Annotated in this window: 17 protein-coding genes; 12 read left to right on the top strand and 5 right to left on the bottom strand. The window is 70.4% G+C overall.

The annotated features are described in order from the left end of the window. Nucleotides 1-53 precede the first annotated feature (53 nt). The 3 genes from ACFCV8_RS22440 to ACFCV8_RS22430 form a co-directional block, all read right to left on the bottom strand. Nucleotides 54-1,067 carry a heme A synthase gene (locus tag ACFCV8_RS22440; protein ID WP_376687179.1) on the bottom strand — a complete coding sequence of 338 codons (1,014 nt, stop codon included), beginning with the start codon at nt 1,065-1,067 and terminating at the stop codon, nt 54-56. A gap of 76 nt (nt 1,068-1,143) precedes the next feature. Next, the gene (locus ACFCV8_RS22435; protein ID WP_376687178.1) at nt 1,144-1,911 is read right to left on the bottom strand and encodes an ABC transporter permease; all 768 of its coding nucleotides are present in this window, start codon (nt 1,909-1,911) and stop codon (nt 1,144-1,146) included. Beyond that, nucleotides 1,908-2,834: an ABC transporter ATP-binding protein gene (locus ACFCV8_RS22430; protein ID WP_376687177.1), complete on the bottom strand. Its 927-nt coding sequence runs from the start codon at nt 2,832-2,834 to the stop codon at nt 1,908-1,910. Before ACFCV8_RS22430 ends, ACFCV8_RS22435 begins: the two co-directional genes overlap by 4 nt. A 199-nt stretch (nt 2,835-3,033) precedes the next feature. Here ACFCV8_RS22430 and ACFCV8_RS22425 point away from each other — a divergent pair, with 199 nt between their 5' ends. The 10 genes from ACFCV8_RS22425 to ACFCV8_RS22380 all read left to right on the top strand — a co-directional run bounded on the left by ACFCV8_RS22425 (nt 3,034) and on the right by ACFCV8_RS22380 (nt 11,576). Beyond that, nucleotides 3,034-3,774: a helix-turn-helix transcriptional regulator gene (locus ACFCV8_RS22425; protein ID WP_376687176.1), complete on the top strand. Its 741-nt coding sequence runs from the start codon at nt 3,034-3,036 to the stop codon at nt 3,772-3,774. Further along, nucleotides 3,771-5,192: a Fe-S cluster assembly protein SufB gene (gene sufB / locus ACFCV8_RS22420; protein WP_266736472.1), complete on the top strand. Its 1,422-nt coding sequence runs from the start codon at nt 3,771-3,773 to the stop codon at nt 5,190-5,192. The genes ACFCV8_RS22425 and sufB overlap by 4 nt, the downstream gene beginning before the upstream one ends. A 57-nt stretch (nt 5,193-5,249) precedes the next feature. After that, nucleotides 5,250-6,431: a Fe-S cluster assembly protein SufD gene (gene sufD, locus ACFCV8_RS22415; protein ID WP_376687175.1), complete on the top strand. Its 1,182-nt coding sequence runs from the start codon at nt 5,250-5,252 to the stop codon at nt 6,429-6,431. After that, a complete protein-coding gene (locus ACFCV8_RS22410; RefSeq protein ID WP_376687174.1) occupies nt 6,431-6,748 on the top strand; it encodes a bifunctional 3-phenylpropionate/cinnamic acid dioxygenase ferredoxin subunit in 318 nt (105 codons plus the stop codon). Before sufD ends, ACFCV8_RS22410 begins: the two co-directional genes overlap by 1 nt. A gap of 7 nt (nt 6,749-6,755) precedes the next feature. Continuing rightward, the gene (gene sufC / locus ACFCV8_RS22405) at nt 6,756-7,520 is read left to right on the top strand and encodes a Fe-S cluster assembly ATPase SufC (RefSeq protein ID WP_376687173.1); all 765 of its coding nucleotides are present in this window, start codon (nt 6,756-6,758) and stop codon (nt 7,518-7,520) included. Further along, nucleotides 7,517-8,773 carry a cysteine desulfurase gene (locus ACFCV8_RS22400; RefSeq protein WP_376687172.1) on the top strand — a complete coding sequence of 419 codons (1,257 nt, stop codon included), beginning with the start codon at nt 7,517-7,519 and terminating at the stop codon, nt 8,771-8,773. Before sufC ends, ACFCV8_RS22400 begins: the two co-directional genes overlap by 4 nt. A 25-nt stretch (nt 8,774-8,798) precedes the next feature. Next, complete coding sequence (gene sufU, locus ACFCV8_RS22395; protein ID WP_376687171.1) at nt 8,799-9,254, top strand: Fe-S cluster assembly sulfur transfer protein SufU; 456 nt, start codon at nt 8,799-8,801, stop codon at nt 9,252-9,254. Beyond that, nucleotides 9,251-9,604: a metal-sulfur cluster assembly factor gene (locus ACFCV8_RS22390; RefSeq protein ID WP_376687170.1), complete on the top strand. Its 354-nt coding sequence runs from the start codon at nt 9,251-9,253 to the stop codon at nt 9,602-9,604. The genes sufU and ACFCV8_RS22390 overlap by 4 nt, the downstream gene beginning before the upstream one ends. Before the next feature lie 158 nt (nt 9,605-9,762). Continuing rightward, a complete protein-coding gene (locus tag ACFCV8_RS22385; protein ID WP_376687169.1) occupies nt 9,763-11,157 on the top strand; it encodes a hypothetical protein in 1,395 nt (464 codons plus the stop codon). Nucleotides 11,158-11,222: 65 nt separating this feature from the next. Continuing rightward, nucleotides 11,223-11,576: a VOC family protein gene (locus ACFCV8_RS22380; RefSeq protein ID WP_376687168.1), complete on the top strand. Its 354-nt coding sequence runs from the start codon at nt 11,223-11,225 to the stop codon at nt 11,574-11,576. A gap of 92 nt (nt 11,577-11,668) precedes the next feature. Here ACFCV8_RS22380 and ACFCV8_RS22375 read toward each other — a convergent pair whose 3' ends face one another. Then, the gene (locus ACFCV8_RS22375; protein ID WP_376687167.1) at nt 11,669-12,700 is read right to left on the bottom strand and encodes a hypothetical protein; all 1,032 of its coding nucleotides are present in this window, start codon (nt 12,698-12,700) and stop codon (nt 11,669-11,671) included. 216 nt (nt 12,701-12,916) lie between these two features. Between ACFCV8_RS22375 and ACFCV8_RS22370 the strand changes: the two genes are divergently transcribed. Next, complete coding sequence (locus ACFCV8_RS22370; protein ID WP_376687166.1) at nt 12,917-13,237, top strand: DMT family transporter; 321 nt, start codon at nt 12,917-12,919, stop codon at nt 13,235-13,237. Further along, nucleotides 13,237-13,773: a TetR/AcrR family transcriptional regulator gene (locus tag ACFCV8_RS22365; RefSeq protein ID WP_376687165.1), complete on the top strand. Its 537-nt coding sequence runs from the start codon at nt 13,237-13,239 to the stop codon at nt 13,771-13,773. Before ACFCV8_RS22370 ends, ACFCV8_RS22365 begins: the two co-directional genes overlap by 1 nt. Before the next feature lie 29 nt (nt 13,774-13,802). Here ACFCV8_RS22365 and ACFCV8_RS22360 read toward each other — a convergent pair whose 3' ends face one another. Further along, nucleotides 13,803-14,690 (bottom strand): winged helix-turn-helix transcriptional regulator, encoded by an 888-nt coding sequence (locus ACFCV8_RS22360; protein WP_376687164.1) that lies wholly within the window; start codon nt 14,688-14,690, stop codon nt 13,803-13,805. Nucleotides 14,691-14,799 lie beyond the last annotated feature (109 nt).

The following is a 14,799-nucleotide window of genomic DNA, read 5'->3' as shown; positions in this document are numbered from 1 at the left end:
GTTCCCGTGAGGGAACCGTCCGGCGATCCGCGTCTTCCCGGGGTCGTACGGGGTCAGCCGGCCGCCGCGGGCTCGGGCCGCTCGGCCGCGGGACCGGGCACCGCCGGGGCCGCCGAGGGACGCTCGCGCAGCGACAGGAGCACGCGTACGACCGCGATCCACACCAGGCACGAGCCCAGCATGTGCAGACCGACCAGGATCTCCGGCGTGTCGGTGAAGTACTGCACGTACCCGATCACGCCCTGCGCCATCAGGACGAGGAAGAGGTCGCGGGCCCGGTGGCGCGGGCCCACGGGCGCGTCCACGGCCTTCAGCACGAACCAGAGCGCCACGGTCAGCGCCACCACGGCCCAGGCCAGATCGGCGTGGAGCTGCGTGATCATCTTCCAGTCGATCGGAATGCGGTGCACATCGCTGGAGTCGCCCGCGTGGCGCCCCGCGCCCGTCACGACCGTGCCGACCGCGACGAGCAGTCCCGCCACGACCGCCAGCAGCCAGGCCAGCTGGGACACCGCCTTGCCGACCAGCGGCCGGGGCGCCTCGTCGCCCTCGCCGACCCGCTGCCAGGTCACCATCGCGACGGTGAGCAGTGCCGTGGAGAGCAGGAAGTGCGCGGCGACGGTGTACGGGTTCAGCCCGACCAGCACCACGATGCCGCCGAGCACCGCGTTGCCCATGACCACCCAGAACTGCAGCCAGCCGAGCCGGGTCAGGGAACGGCGCCAGGGCTTGGCCGAGCGGGCGGCGATGATCGCCCACCCGACGGCCGCGCACAGCACGTAGGTCAGCATCCGGTTGCCGAACTCGATGACGCCGTGGAAGCCCATCTCGCTCGTGGCCGTGAGGCTCTCGTCGGTGCACTTGGGCCAGGTGGGGCAGCCGAGTCCGGAACCGGTCAGCCGCACCGCGCCGCCGGTCACGACGATGAGCACGGCCATGACGACGGCCGACATGGCCGCCCGGCGGACCGTACGGGGGGACGGTGTCCACCGTTCGGCGATGTACTGGAGCGGGTTCCGCACGGCTTGAGCGACTTCGGCTCGGGTCAGCTTGGGCACGCGCACCATCGTAGGCGGAGGCTTGTGCAAGCTTTCACGAGGGGGACGAGTTACCGCGAACCGCCGACGCGACGCGCCCGGAATCTCATTCCCAGCGGAAGAACCGCGCCGCCGCGCCCAGCCCGAGCACCGCCCACACCGCCAGCACGCCGAGGTCGCCCCAGGGCATCGACGCCCCGTGCTGGAGCACCTCGCGCAGGCCGTCCGAGAGCGCCGCGATCGGCAGCAGCCCGAGCGCCGACTGCACCGCCTCCGGGAACTTGTCCAGCGGCACGATCACCCCGCCGCCCACCAGCAGCAGCAGGAAGACCAGATTGGCCGCGGCGAGCGTCGCCTCGGCCCGGAGCGTCCCGGCCATCAGGAGCCCGAGGCCGGAGAAGGCCGCCGTGCCGAGCACCAGGAGCAGCAGGACGGCGAAGGGGTTGCCCTGCGGCGACCAGCCCAGCGCGAACGCGATCACCGTGAGCAGCACCACCTGGAGCACCTCGGTGACCAGCACCGCGAGGGTCTTCGCGGTCATCAGGGCCCAGCGCGGCAGCGGCGAGGCGCCGAGCCGCTTCAGCACCCCGTACCGCCGCTCGAACCCGGTGGCGATGGCCTGGCCGGTGAAGGCCGTGGACATCACGGCCAGGGCGAGGACGCCGGGGGCCAGGAAGTCGACGGCCTCGCCCGCGCCGGTGTCCACGATGTCGACCGCGCTGAACAGCACCAGCAGCAGCGTCGGGATGACCACCGTCAGCAGCAGCTGCTCGCCGTTGCGCAGCAGCATCCGGGTCTCCAGCGCGGTCTGCGCCGTGATCATGCGGCCGAGCGGAGCGGCGCCCGGCCGCGGGGTGTACGTACCGGCGCTCATGCGCGCAGCTCCTTGCCGGTCAGTTCCAGGAAGACGTCCTCCAGGGTGTGCCGCTCCACGGAGATGCCCGCGGGCATCACTCCGTGCTGGGCGCACCAGGAGGTGACGGTGGCCAGCAGCTCCGGGCCGACGTCGCCGCTGATGCGGTACGTGCCCGGGGTGAGCTCGGCCGTCTCGGTGCCGTCGGGCAGCGCCTTCTGGAGCGAGCCGAGGTCGAGACCGGGGCGGCCGGTGAAGCGCAGGGTGTTCTCGGCGCCGCCGCGGCAGAGCGACTCGGGGCTGCCCTGGGCGATGACCTTGCCCGCGTCGATGATCGCGACGTCGTCGGCCAGCTCCTCGGCCTCGTCCATGAAGTGGGTGGTGAGCACGGTGGACACCCCGTCGGCGCGCAGTTCGCGCACCAGCTCCCAGGTGGAGCGGCGGGCCTGCGGGTCGAGCCCGGCGGTCGGCTCGTCCAGGAAGACCAGCTCGGGGCGGCCGACGACGGCCATCGCCAGGGCGAGCCGCTGCTGCTGGCCGCCGGAGAGCCGCCGGTAGGTGGTGCGGCCGCAGCTGCCGAGGCCGAGGCGCTCGATCAGGGCGTCGACGTCCAGCGGGTGCGCGTGCAGCTTCGCCATGTGGCGCAGCATCTCGTCGGCGCGCGCCCCGGAGTAGACGCCACCGGACTGGAGCATCACGCCGATCCGGGGGCGCAGCCGCGCGGCGTCGGCGACCGGGTCGAGGCCGAGGACCCGTACCGTCCCGGCGTCGGGGCGGCGGTAGCCCTCGCAGGTTTCGATGGTGGTGGTCTTGCCGGCGCCGTTGGGGCCGAGGACGGCGGTGACGGCGCCGGTGCGCACGCACAGGTCGAGGCCGTCCACCGCGGTCTTTGAGCCGTAGCGCTTCACCAGGCCGCGGAGCTCCACGACGGACTCGCTCTTCATGGCCGGTAAGTCTATGCGCTGCCTCCGGGCCCCCCGAGGGCGAGCCCGGCCCCGCGCACGGCGGGCGGGCGGCCCTGCAAACAAGCGGAAGAGGACCGTGGTCCGGGTCCTGATTAGGTGACCCTAAGTGATGAATGGCACCAGAGATCGTTTCGGACCGTGGTTGTCAGGGCCGGATGAATTACGCAACAATGGCGTTGTGAAATACGTCGGCGAGGCTCCGCGGGAGGAACCCGCGACCGGTGAGCGCCCCACGCGCAACCGGGTCGCGCGCTCCATCCTGGATCACGGCCCGTCCACGGTCGCCGAGCTGGCCGAGCGCCTCGGCCTCACTCAGGCCGCGGTCCGCCGCCATCTCGACGCCCTGGTGTCCGACCGCATCGTCGAGGCCCGTGAGCAGCGGGTCTACGGGGCGCGTACCCGTGGCCGCCCGGCCAAGGTGTTCGCCCTCACCGACTGCGGCCGGGACGCCTTCGACCAGTCCTACGACGCGCTCGCGGCGGACGCCCTGCGCTGGATCGCGGAGACCTCGGGCGAGGAAGCGGTCAGCGCTTTCGCCCGCGCGAGGATCGCCGCCCAGGCCGAGGCGTACCGCGCGGCGCTCGAGGCCGCCGGCCCCGAGGACCGCACCGAAGCCCTGGCCAAGGCCCTGTCCGCCGACGGGTACGCTGCTACGGCGCGTAGCGCGCCCGGTCCGCAACAGGGCGAGCAGCTGTGCCAGCACCACTGCCCGGTCGCCCATGTCGCCGAGCAGTACCCGCAGCTGTGCGAGGCGGAGACGGAGTTCTTCTCCAGCCTTCTCGGGACGCATGTGCAGCGTCTGGCCACCATCGCCCACGGCGACGGTGTGTGCACGACGTACATCCCGCGCAGCGGCCACCCCGCACCGAAGACCACCCCATCAGCATCCGCAAGCAAGGCCGGGAGGAACCCCGCATGACGCTCCCCACGGAGACTGCCCACCCCGAACTCGAGGGCCTGGGTACGTACGAATTCGGCTGGGCCGACTCCGACGCGGCAGGCGCCGCCGCCAAGCGCGGGCTCTCCGAGGAGGTCGTCCGCGACATCTCGGCGAAGAAGAACGAGCCCGAGTGGATGCTGAAGCTGCGTCTCAAGGGCCTCAGGCTGTTCGACAAGAAGCCCATGCCGAACTGGGGCTCCGACCTCTCGGGCATCGACTTCGACAACATCAAGTACTTCGTGCGTTCCACGGAGAAGCAGGCGGAGTCCTGGGAGGACCTGCCCGAGGACATCAAGAACACCTACGACAAGCTCGGCATCCCGGAGGCGGAGAAGCAGCGCCTGGTCGCCGGTGTCGCCGCGCAGTACGAGTCGGAGGTCGTCTACCACCAGATCCGTGAGGACCTGGAGGAGCAGGGCGTCATCTTCCTCGACACCGACACCGCGCTGAAGGAGCACCCGGAGCTCTTCAAGGAGTACTTCGGCACCGTCATCCCGGTCGGCGACAACAAGTTCGCCTCGCTGAACTCGGCCGTGTGGTCCGGCGGCTCGTTCATCTACGTGCCCAAGGGCGTCCACGTCGACATCCCGCTCCAGGCCTACTTCCGTATCAACACGGAGAACATGGGCCAGTTCGAGCGGACGCTGATCATCGTCGACGAGGACGCCTACGTCCACTACGTCGAGGGCTGCACCGCCCCGATCTACTCCTCCGACTCGCTGCACTCCGCGGTCGTCGAGATCATCGTGAAGAAGGGCGGCCGCTGCCGCTACACGACGATCCAGAACTGGTCGAACAACGTCTACAACCTGGTCACCAAGCGTGCCGTGGCCTACGAGGGCGCGACCATGGAGTGGGTCGACGGCAACATCGGCTCCAAGGTCACCATGAAGTACCCGGCCGTCTACCTGATGGGCGAGCACGCCAAGGGCGAGACCCTGTCGATCGCCTTCGCGGGCGAGGGCCAGCACCAGGACGCCGGGGCCAAGATGGTCCACATGGCGCCGAACACCTCCTCCAACATCGTCTCCAAGTCGGTGGCGCGGGGCGGCGGCCGCACGTCCTACCGCGGTCTGATCGAGATCGGCGAGGGCGCCCCGGGCGCCAAGTCCAACGTGCTCTGCGACGCGCTGCTGGTCGACACCATCTCGCGCTCCGACACCTACCCGTACGTCGACGTCCGCGAGGACGACGTGTCCATGGGCCACGAGGCGACCGTCTCCAAGGTCTCCGAGGACCAGCTCTTCTACCTGATGAGCCGCGGTCTGACCGAGTTCGAGGCGATGGCGATGATCGTGCGCGGCTTCGTCGAGCCGATCGCCAAGGAGCTCCCGATGGAGTACGCCCTCGAACTCAACCGGCTGATCGAGCTGCAGATGGAGGGTTCGGTCGGCTGACAGGCCCCGACCGCGAACCCCCGCCTTTTGACAGAGAAAGCGAGCACTACGACAGCCATGGCTGAGGCTCAGAACATTCCGACGGGTTCCACCACCGCCGGTTCCATCGCGGTGGCCGCCGAGTCGACCGTCGCCACGCGCATGAGCGCGCCCCCGTCCTTCGACGTCGCGGACTTCCCGGTCCCGCACGGCCGCGAGGAGGAGTGGCGGTTCACGCCCCTGGAGCGGCTGCGCGGACTGCACGACGGCACGGCCACCGCCACCGACGGCGCCGTGAAGGTGGCGATCGAGGCCCCCGAGGGCGTCACGGTCGAGACCGTCGGCCGCGACGACGCCCGGCTCGGAAGGGCCGGCACGCCGGTCGACCGGGTCGCCGCCCAGGCGTACTCCTCCTTCACGCAGGCGTCCGTCGTCACGGTCCCCAAGGAGGCCGTGCTCACCGAGCCGATCCGGATCGCGGTCCACGGCGAGGGCGGCACCGCCTTCGGCCACCAGGTCGTCGAGCTCGGCGCCTTCGCCGAGGCCGTCGTGGTCATCGACCACACCGGTGACGCGGTGCTCGCCGCCAACGTCGACTACGTCCTCGGTGACGGCGCCAAGCTCACCGTGGTCTCCGTCCAGGACTGGGACGAGAACGCGGTCCACGTCGGCCAGCACAACGCGCTGGTCGGCCGGGACGCCTCGTTCAAGTCGATCGTCGTCACCTTCGGCGGCGACCTCGTCCGGCTGCACCCCCGGGTCGCCTACGCCGGCACCGGAGGCAGCGCCGAGCTCTTCGGCCTGTACTTCACCGACAAGGGCCAGCACCAGGAGCACCGCCTCCTGGTCGACCACAACACCCCGCACTGCTCGTCCAACGCCGCCTACAAGGGCGCGCTCCAGGGCGACGACGCGCACGCCGTGTGGATCGGTGACGTCCTCATCCAGGCCGCGGCCGAGGGCACCGACACCTACGAGATGAACCGGAACCTCGTCCTCACCGACGGCGCCCGGGTCGACTCCGTGCCGAACCTGGAGATCGAGACCGGCGAGATCGTGGGCGCCGGCCACGCCTCCGCGACCGGCCGTTTCGACGACGAGCAGCTCTTCTACCTGATGGCCCGCGGTATCCCGGCCGAGGAGGCCCGCCGTCTCGTGGTGCGCGGCTTCTTCGCCGAGCTCGTCCAGCAGATCGGTCTGCCGGACGTCGAGGCGCGGCTGCTCGACAAGATCGAGGCCGAGCTGAGGGCGTCCGTCTGATGGCCTTCGTCAAAGCCTGCGCGCTGAGTGAGCTGGAGGAGGACACCCCGAAGCGGGTGGAACTCGACGGCGTACCGGTGTCCGTCGTCCGTACCGCGGGCGAGGTGTTCGCGATCAACGACATCTGCTCGCACGCGAACGTCTCCCTGTCCGAGGGAGAGGTCGAGGACTGCATGATCGAGTGCTGGCTGCACGGCTCCAGCTTCGACCTGCGCACCGGCAAGCCGTCCGGCCTTCCCGCGACGCGCCCCGTCCCCGTATACCCCGTCAAGATCGAAGGGGACGATGTGCTCGTCTCCGTCACCCAGGAGTCCTGAGTCACCCATGGCAACGCTTGAAATCCGCGACCTGCACGTCTCCGTCGAGGCCGACAACGCCACGAAGGAGATCCTCAAGGGCGTCGACCTGACCGTGAAGCAGGGCGAGACGCACGCCATCATGGGCCCCAACGGGTCCGGCAAGTCCACCCTCGCGTACTCCCTCGCGGGTCACCCCAAGTACACGATCACCAGCGGCTCGGTGACCCTGGACGGCGAGGACGTCCTGGAGATGAGCGTCGACGAGCGCGCCCGTGCCGGTGTGTTCCTCGCGATGCAGTACCCCGTCGAGATCCCCGGTGTCTCGGTCTCCAACTTCCTGCGTACCTCCGCCACCGCCGTCCGCGGCGAGGCGCCCAAGCTGCGCACCTGGGTGAAGGAGGTCAAGGAGACGATGGGCCGCCTCCAGATGGACCCGGCGTTCGCTGAGCGCAACGTCAACGAGGGCTTCTCCGGCGGTGAGAAGAAGCGCCACGAGATCCTCCAGCTGGAGCTCCTCAAGCCGAAGATCGCGATCCTCGACGAGACCGACTCCGGCCTGGACGTCGACGCCCTGCGCATCGTTTCCGAGGGCGTCAACCGGGTCCGCGAGACCGGCGAGGTCGGCACCCTGCTGATCACGCACTACACGCGGATCCTCCGCTACATCAAGCCCGACTTCGTGCACGTCTTCGCGAACGGCCGCATCGCCGAGTCCGGCGGCGCCGAGCTCGCCGACAAGCTGGAGAACGAGGGCTACGAGGCATATGTGAAGGGTGGCGCGTCCGCGTGACACAGTTGCCGGGCCTCCTCGACACCGAGGCGATCCGCAAGGACTTCCCCCTGCTGGATCGGACGGTCCACGACGGGAAGAAGGTCGTCTACCTGGACAGTGCGGCGACCTCGCAGAAGCCGCGCCAGGTCCTCGACGCCCTCAACGAGTACTACGAGCGGCACAACGCCAACGTGCACCGCGGCGTGTACACCATCGCGGAGGAGGCCACGGCGCTGTACGAGGGCGCCCGTGACAAGGTCGCCGCGTTCATCAACGCGCCCAGCCGCGACGAGGTGATCTTCACCAAGAACGCCTCCGAGTCGCTCAACCTCGTGGCCAACATGCTCGGCTGGGCCGACGAGCCCTACCGGGTGGACCACGACACCGAGATCGTCACCACGGAGATGGAGCACCACTCCAACATCGTGCCGTGGCAGCTGCTCTCGCAGCGCACCGGCGCGAAGCTGAAGTGGTTCGGCATCACCGACGACGGCCGCCTCGACCTGTCCAACATCGACGAGATCATCACGGAGAAGACGAAGATCGTCTCCTTCACGCTGGTCTCCAACATCATGGGCACGATCAACCCGGTCGAGCAGATCGTCCGCCGCGCCCAGCAGGTCGGTGCCCTGGTCTGCATCGACGCCTCGCAGGCCGCCCCGCACATGGTGCTCGACGTGCAGGCGCTGCAGGCCGACTTCGTGGCCTTCACCGGCCACAAGATGGTCGGTCCGACCGGCATCGGCGTGCTCTGGGGACGGCAGGAGCTCCTGGAGGACCTGCCGCCGTTCCTCGGCGGCGGCGAGATGATCGAGACCGTGTCGATGCACTCGTCGACGTACGCCCCCGCGCCGCACAAGTTCGAGGCCGGTACGCCCCCGATCGCCCAGGCCGTCGGCCTCGGCGCGGCCGTGGACTACCTCTCGGCGATCGGCATGGACAAGATCGCCCGGCACGAGCACGCGATCACCGAGTACGCCGTGAAGCGGCTGCTGGAGGTCCCCGACCTCAGGATCATCGGCCCGGCGACGGCCGAGGACCGGGGCGCCACGATCTCCTTCACGCTCGGCGACATCCACCCGCACGACGTGGGCCAGGTCCTCGACGAGCAGGGCATCGCCGTCCGGGTAGGACACCACTGCGCACGGCCGGTCTGCCTGCGGTACGGAATTCCTGCGACGACGCGAGCGTCGTTCTATCTGTACTCCACGCCCGCCGAGGTCGACGCCCTGGTGGACGGCCTGGAGCACGTACGGAACTTTTTCGGATAATGGACGAGCGGCTGAGGGTTGACTGGTGAAGCTTGACTCCATGTACCAGGAAGTGATCCTGGACCACTACAAGCACCCCCACGGGCGCGGCCTGCGGGACGGCGACGCCGAGGTGCACCACGTCAACCCGACGTGCGGCGACGAGATCACGCTCCGGGTGAGGTACGACGGCGAGACCATCGCCGACGTGTCGTACGAGGGTCAGGGCTGCTCCATCAGCCAGGCCAGCGCCTCCGTGCTCAACGACCTGCTGGTCGGCAAGGAGCTGGGCCAGGCGCAGAAGATCCAGGAGACCTTCCTGGAGCTGATGCAGTCGAAGGGCCAGCTGGAGCCGGACGACGCGATGGAGGAGGTGCTGGAGGACGCGGTCGCGTTCGCCGGTGTCTCCAAGTACCCCGCCCGGGTGAAATGCGCGCTGCTGAGCTGGATGGCGTGGAAGGACGCGACGGCCAAAGCGCTGTCCGAAGGGAAGACGGCATGAGCGACAACACGGTGACGACCGACGAGAGCCCGACGATCAAGCCGGCCTCCGAGGAGGAGGTCCGTGAGGCCCTGTACGACGTCGTCGACCCCGAGCTGGGTATCGACGTCGTCAACCTGGGCCTGATCTACGGCATCCACATCGACGACGCCAACATCGCCACCCTCGACATGACGCTGACGTCCGCGGCCTGCCCGCTGACCGACGTCATCGAGGACCAGGCGAAGTCCGCGACGGACGGCATCGTCAACGAACTGCGGATCAACTGGGTCTGGATGCCCCCGTGGGGCCCGGACAAGATCACGGACGACGGTCGCGAGCAGCTGCGCGCCCTCGGCTTCAACGTCTGACCCGTACGCGCGTCCGCGTGCTGCGACGGAACGGCCCCCGGCTTCCCGCCGGGGGCCGTTCTTCGTACCCGCGTCGCCCGCCGTACCCGTGATGTGTGCCCGTCGTTGGCCCGGGTAGCGGAACGTAACCGCGACACCACGCCGACGAGAGGCATGCTGTGCTGCATCAGATTTCGCTTCCCGGCCGCAGGGCGGCCACCGCCGCGGGCGGAGTTCTCCTGCTGGCCGCGCTCGGTATCGACGCCCCCGCGCACGCCGCGAGTTACGGGACGCCGACGATCGGGCTCTCGGTCTCCTACCTCTCCGGCGCCGTCGGCGCGAGCGGCGATCCCGTGGTCACCGTCACCGTCGCCCAGAGCGGCGCCGACGCGGGCGCGCTCGGCGTGGCGGCGTCCGCCAGTTCCAAGCCGTCCGTGGCCCGGGCCGGCGATGTGACCGTGACGGGCACCGGCGCGACCCGGACCCTCGCGGTCGCCGCACGCGGCCGCGGCTACACCGACCTCACGGTCGAGGTCACCGGACTCGGCGGCAAGACCGCCACCAGGACCCTGCACTACGCCGCCTCCGCCGCCGTGCAAAACGCCGCCGACACCCGCTACTTCACCGGTTCCGCCGACTCCTCGGCCGCCGTCGACGTGGGCGGCGGGTACGTGGTCGTGGCCGACGACGAGTCCAACACGCTGCGCCTGTACGACCGTTCCGCCTCCGGTGGCCCGGTGCGCAGCTGGGACGTCGGCTCGAAGCTCGGGCTGACCAAGGAGATCGACATCGAGGCGGCCGCCCGGGTCGGTGACACGATCTACTGGACCGGTTCGCTCGGCAACAACAAGGACGGTGTCTACAAGTCGCCCCGCAACACCGTCTTCACCACGACGGTGACCGGCTCGGGCGCCGGCACCCAGCTGAAGGTCGGCGGCTCGTACGGCAAGCTCCGTGACGACCTGGTCGCCTGGGACAAGGCCAACGGCAACCGGCTCGGCTTCGCCGCGGGCACGGCGGACGGCCAGGTCCCCAAGCAGATCGACGGGTTCAACGTCGAGGGCCTGGAATTCGCCCCCGGCTCCACGACCACCGCGTACCTCGGATTCCGGGCGCCGCTGGTGCCGCCGAAGTCGGGCGGCAAGGCTCTGATCGTGCCCGTCACCAATTTCGACAAGGTGGCCGGCGGCGGGGCGAAGGCGGTCATGGGCACGCCGATCCAGCTGGACCTCGGCGGGCTCAGCATCCGGGACATCCGCAAGAACGCCGCCGACCAGTACCTGATCGTGGCCGGTTCCTGGGCGGCCGACGACAACTCCGACCCGTACGCCCTCTACACCTGGGACGGGGTCCCCGCCCACGCCCCGGTCAAGCGGGCCGATCTGCCGACCGCGGACCCGGGCGGCTGGGAGGCCGTCGTGGACGTCCCGGACCTGACGGTGCCGGGGGCCAGGGCGCAGCTGGTCACGGACTCCGGTTCGGCCGACCTGTACGGGGACGGCACGGAGGCCAAGGACCTCGACCGGGCCGAGTGGAAGAAGTCACGGGCCGTCTGGTTCACCGTCGGCCGCTGACGGACCGTACGCCCCCGCCGGTCCGGGGGTGCGAACGGCCGTGTCCGCCGGGCAGACTGGCGGGCATGGCCGTTTCCTTCTGCAGCATTGTCATCGACGCCCACGACATGCCCGCACTCGCCCGCTTCTGGTGCGCGGTGCTCGACTGGAAGGTGCTCCACGAGGTGGAGGACGAACTCGTCATCGGTGCCGACGAGTCCGCCCTGCCCATGATCACCTTCGTTCCCGTGACCGAACCGAAGACGGCCAAGAACCGGCTGCACATCGACCTCGACCCCGACGACCGGGACACCGAGGTCGCGCGCATCATCGGGCTCGGGGCCCGCCGGGCCGACATCGGGCAGCGGCCGGACGTCAGCTGGGTGGTGCTGGCGGACCCCGAGGGGAACGAGTTCTGCGTGCTGTCGTCGAACAAGTGACTCATCGGGCGCACGCGTAGGTCACCGGGCGCGCGGCTCACCGGCCGACGGGGACCCGGCGACGGGCCGGGACGCGGTGGGGCGACGGACCCCTACCGCGGACCGTGGTAGGTGGGTCCGTGCCCCGTGCCGTGCGGCGCCGGTACGCCGGCCGCCTCGGCGAGGGCCGGACCCAGGTTCTCCGTGCGCATGCGCCGGTCGATGTAGAGCAGGCCGGTCACCAGCGGCGGGAAGACCGCCGCGATGAACTGGCTGACCAGCGCGCCCAGGGCCATGATCACCGCGTAGCCGCTCATGGCGAAGACGATCGAGGCGGGGTTGGGGTCGTCGCCCAGTGTCGACCCGCCGACGAGACCGGAGAACGCGCCGAGGAACGAGAACGGCAGCTGGATGAAGTAGCTCGCCACGGAGGCCAGGAGCATGCTCAGCAGGCTGATCCCGAAGATCCGCCACCAGTCGCCGCGCACCAGCCGCGACGAACGGCGCATCGAGGCGACCGCGGACTGCCCCTCGAACACCGCGGCCGAGGGCGCCAGGGAGAACTTCGTCATGAGCCAGATCGCCAGCGGGGCCGTCGCGAAGGCGCCCACGAAGCCGAGCACGACCCACAGGGCCGCACCGGTGTCGTGGCCCAGGGTGATCGTACCGATCACCAGCGCGATGACTCCGCCCACCACGAGGATCATCGGGACCACCGCGATCAGAAAGGTCAGGGCGACCGTCCCGATCACCGTCGGAACGCGCGAGCAGGCCCGGCGCAAGACGGCGGAGAAGGTGGTCGGCCTGCCCAGGACGGCCTCCTGGAGCACCGCGGGAACGGCCGCGTGCATCACGGCCGTCGCGATCACGAAGGAGACCACCCCGAGCAGCCAGATGGCGCCGAAGGCGATCACGACCGGAATCACGTCGGAGGAGCGGGGGTCCTCGTCGCCGCTGAGCGAGAAGAGCGTGTCCAGATGGCCGCTGACCGCGGAGTACGCGACCACGACCGTGACGGCCATGACCACCAGCGCCCCGCCGTACGCGACCCCGCCCACGCCGATCAGCTGCTTCCAGTAGCGCCCCAGCGTGCTGAAGGCGCCGCCGAATATGTCGCCGAGCCTCAGGGGCGTCAGCGGTATCACCCCGGGCTTCGGCGGTTGCGGTGTCCAGGCTCCCCATCCCGGGGGTCCCGGGGGTCCTCCGTACGGTGCTCCGCCCCACCCTGCGTCCTGCGCCACTGTCGCTCCGTCGTCTCTCGTCGTACTGGTGTGCTGTCTGCCGGTCGGGACACCGTAACGTTTCAGCCGTTCGGAAGCTCCCGGCTCCACCCGGTCCCGGCGATACGTACACTCGTACACATGGGGTACGGACTGCTGGCCGCGGCCATCGCGGCGGAGGTGGCCGGTACGACGGCCATGAAGTACAGCGAGGGCTTCACCCGGCTCTGGCCCTCGCTGATCACCGTCGCGGGCTACCTTCTGGCGTTCGGGCTGCTCGCCCGGACGCTGAAGACGCTCTCGATGGGCACCGCCTACGCGATCTGGGCGGGGATCGGCACCGCGGCGATCGCCGCCATAGGCATCCTCTTCATGGGTGAGTCCGCCGGCGCGGTCAAGCTGGCGGGGATAGCGCTGATCATCGCCGGAGTGGTGGTGCTGAATCTGGGCGGGGCCCACTGATGGCGCGCCGCTACGACCCCGGCCGGCGCGACCGGATCATCGACGCCGCGATCCGGGTGGTGGGGGCCCGGGGCATCGCGGAGCTGAGCCACCGCTCCGTCGCGGCCGAGGCCGATGTGCCGCTCGGCTCGACTACGTATCACTTCGCCTCGCTGGACGAGCTGTTGACCGCCGCGCTGCGCCGGTCGAACGAGAACTTCGCCGGGGCCATGAGGGACGGCGGGGCACTGGAAGACCCGGAGTCCGACCTGGCGGGGGAGCTGGCCCGGCTGCTCGGGTGGTACCTCTCCGGCGGGCACGGACGGGCCGAGCTGGAGTACGAGCTGTATCTCGCCGCCCTGCGCAGGCCCGCGCTGCGTCCGGTCGCCGCCGAGTGGACGGACGACACCGCCGCGCTGCTCTCCCGGCGCACCGACCCGGCCACGGCCCGCGCGCTGATCGCGCTCATGGACGGGATCTGCCTCCAGGTGCTGCTCACCGGCGGCACGTACGACGAGGCCTACGCGCGGGAGATGCTGGGGCGGATCACCGGCTGAGACGTGCCGGGGCCGGGCTTTGGGCGGGCTCAGCCGGCGGGCCGGGTGATGCTGCGGGCCACCGCCAGCGCCGCCCGGACGCTCTCCTCGATGTCCGTCACCGGATACAGCACCTCGCGCACCGTCCGCTCGCGGTCCACCACCAGCGTCAGCCGCTTCAGCCGGCTGACGCCCCCGGCGCGGAAGGTCGGCAGCCGCAGGGCCGCCGTCAGCTCCAGCTCCGCGTCGGACAGCAGCGGGAACCGCAGCTGCTCCGCCCTGCTGAAGTCCCGCTGCTCGTCCGGGCGCTGGGTCGAGATCCCGTGCACCGTCGCGCCCGCCGCCGTGAACTCGGCCAGCTGGTCGCGGTAGGTGCAGGATTCGAGCGTGCAGCCCCGCGCGCCCGGAATCCCGGACCAGCCCGGCGGATAGGCGTCCCGGCGGGCGTAGGCGCCGGGGAAGAAGTACAGAACGGTGCCCGGGGTGTCCGCGACCGGGTCGCGAAGGGTGCCGTCGTGGTCCGGCAGGCGCAGTTCCGGCAGGCGCGTGCCCGCCAGGGCGTGCACCCGGGCCGCCTCCTTCGAGCTCTCCGCGGCGGTCGCCATCGTGTCCCCTTCCCCGAGCAGCCAGGTGTCGCCCCAGTCCTGGAGCGCGATCAGTACGGGCAGCAGCGCGCGGCCCCGCCGGGTGAGCCGGTACTCGTAGCGGGGCGGACGGTCCTGATACGGCTCCCGGGAGAGCACTCCCGCGTCCACCAGCAGCCGCAGCCGCTCGGTCAGTACCTTGCGGGACACGCCCAGCTCCTCCTGGAGCGCGTCGAAGCGGTGCACCCCGCGCGCCGTGTCCCGGATGATCAGCAGCGTCCACCAGTCGCCCACCACGTCGAGCGCCTGGGCGATCGCGCAGTCGGTGCCGGCCAGGCTGGTGCGCTGGGGCATGGGTTCCTCCGCCGGTCTCCCGCGTCCGCCTTCTGCGTCCCGCGTTCCGCGTGCTGCCGGATCGACCAGCAGGAACGCATGATGCCACAGTGGGTTCCCAGAAGGAACT

It is taken from the genome of Streptomyces sp. NPDC056347, assembly GCF_042262625.1.
Classification (GTDB): Bacteria; Actinomycetota; Actinomycetes; order Streptomycetales; family Streptomycetaceae; genus Streptomyces.
The sequence above is the reverse complement of the archived record's forward strand: the minus strand, read 5'-3'. Positions and strand labels throughout refer to the sequence as shown.

Bases quoted from the DNA above. Each gene is read 5' to 3' on its own strand.
- ACFCV8_RS22440 (WP_376687179.1), bottom strand. From the start codon at position 1,067: ATGGTGCGCGTGCCCAAGCTGACCCGAGCCGAAGTCGCTCAAGCCGTG.
- ACFCV8_RS22435 (WP_376687178.1), bottom strand. From the start codon at position 1,911: ATGAGCGCCGGTACGTACACCCCGCGGCCGGGCGCCGCTCCGCTCGGC.
- ACFCV8_RS22430 (WP_376687177.1), bottom strand. From the start codon at position 2,834: ATGAAGAGCGAGTCCGTCGTGGAGCTCCGCGGCCTGGTGAAGCGCTAC.
- sufB (WP_266736472.1), top strand. From the start codon at position 3,771: ATGACGCTCCCCACGGAGACTGCCCACCCCGAACTCGAGGGCCTGGGT.
- sufD (WP_376687175.1), top strand. From the start codon at position 5,250: ATGGCTGAGGCTCAGAACATTCCGACGGGTTCCACCACCGCCGGTTCC.
- ACFCV8_RS22410 (WP_376687174.1), top strand. From the start codon at position 6,431: ATGGCCTTCGTCAAAGCCTGCGCGCTGAGTGAGCTGGAGGAGGACACC.
- sufC (WP_376687173.1), top strand. From the start codon at position 6,756: ATGGCAACGCTTGAAATCCGCGACCTGCACGTCTCCGTCGAGGCCGAC.
- ACFCV8_RS22390 (WP_376687170.1), top strand. From the start codon at position 9,251: ATGAGCGACAACACGGTGACGACCGACGAGAGCCCGACGATCAAGCCG.
- ACFCV8_RS22380 (WP_376687168.1), top strand. From the start codon at position 11,223: ATGGCCGTTTCCTTCTGCAGCATTGTCATCGACGCCCACGACATGCCC.
- ACFCV8_RS22370 (WP_376687166.1), top strand. From the start codon at position 12,917: ATGGGGTACGGACTGCTGGCCGCGGCCATCGCGGCGGAGGTGGCCGGT.
- ACFCV8_RS22365 (WP_376687165.1), top strand. From the start codon at position 13,237: ATGGCGCGCCGCTACGACCCCGGCCGGCGCGACCGGATCATCGACGCC.
- ACFCV8_RS22360 (WP_376687164.1), bottom strand. From the start codon at position 14,690: ATGCCCCAGCGCACCAGCCTGGCCGGCACCGACTGCGCGATCGCCCAG.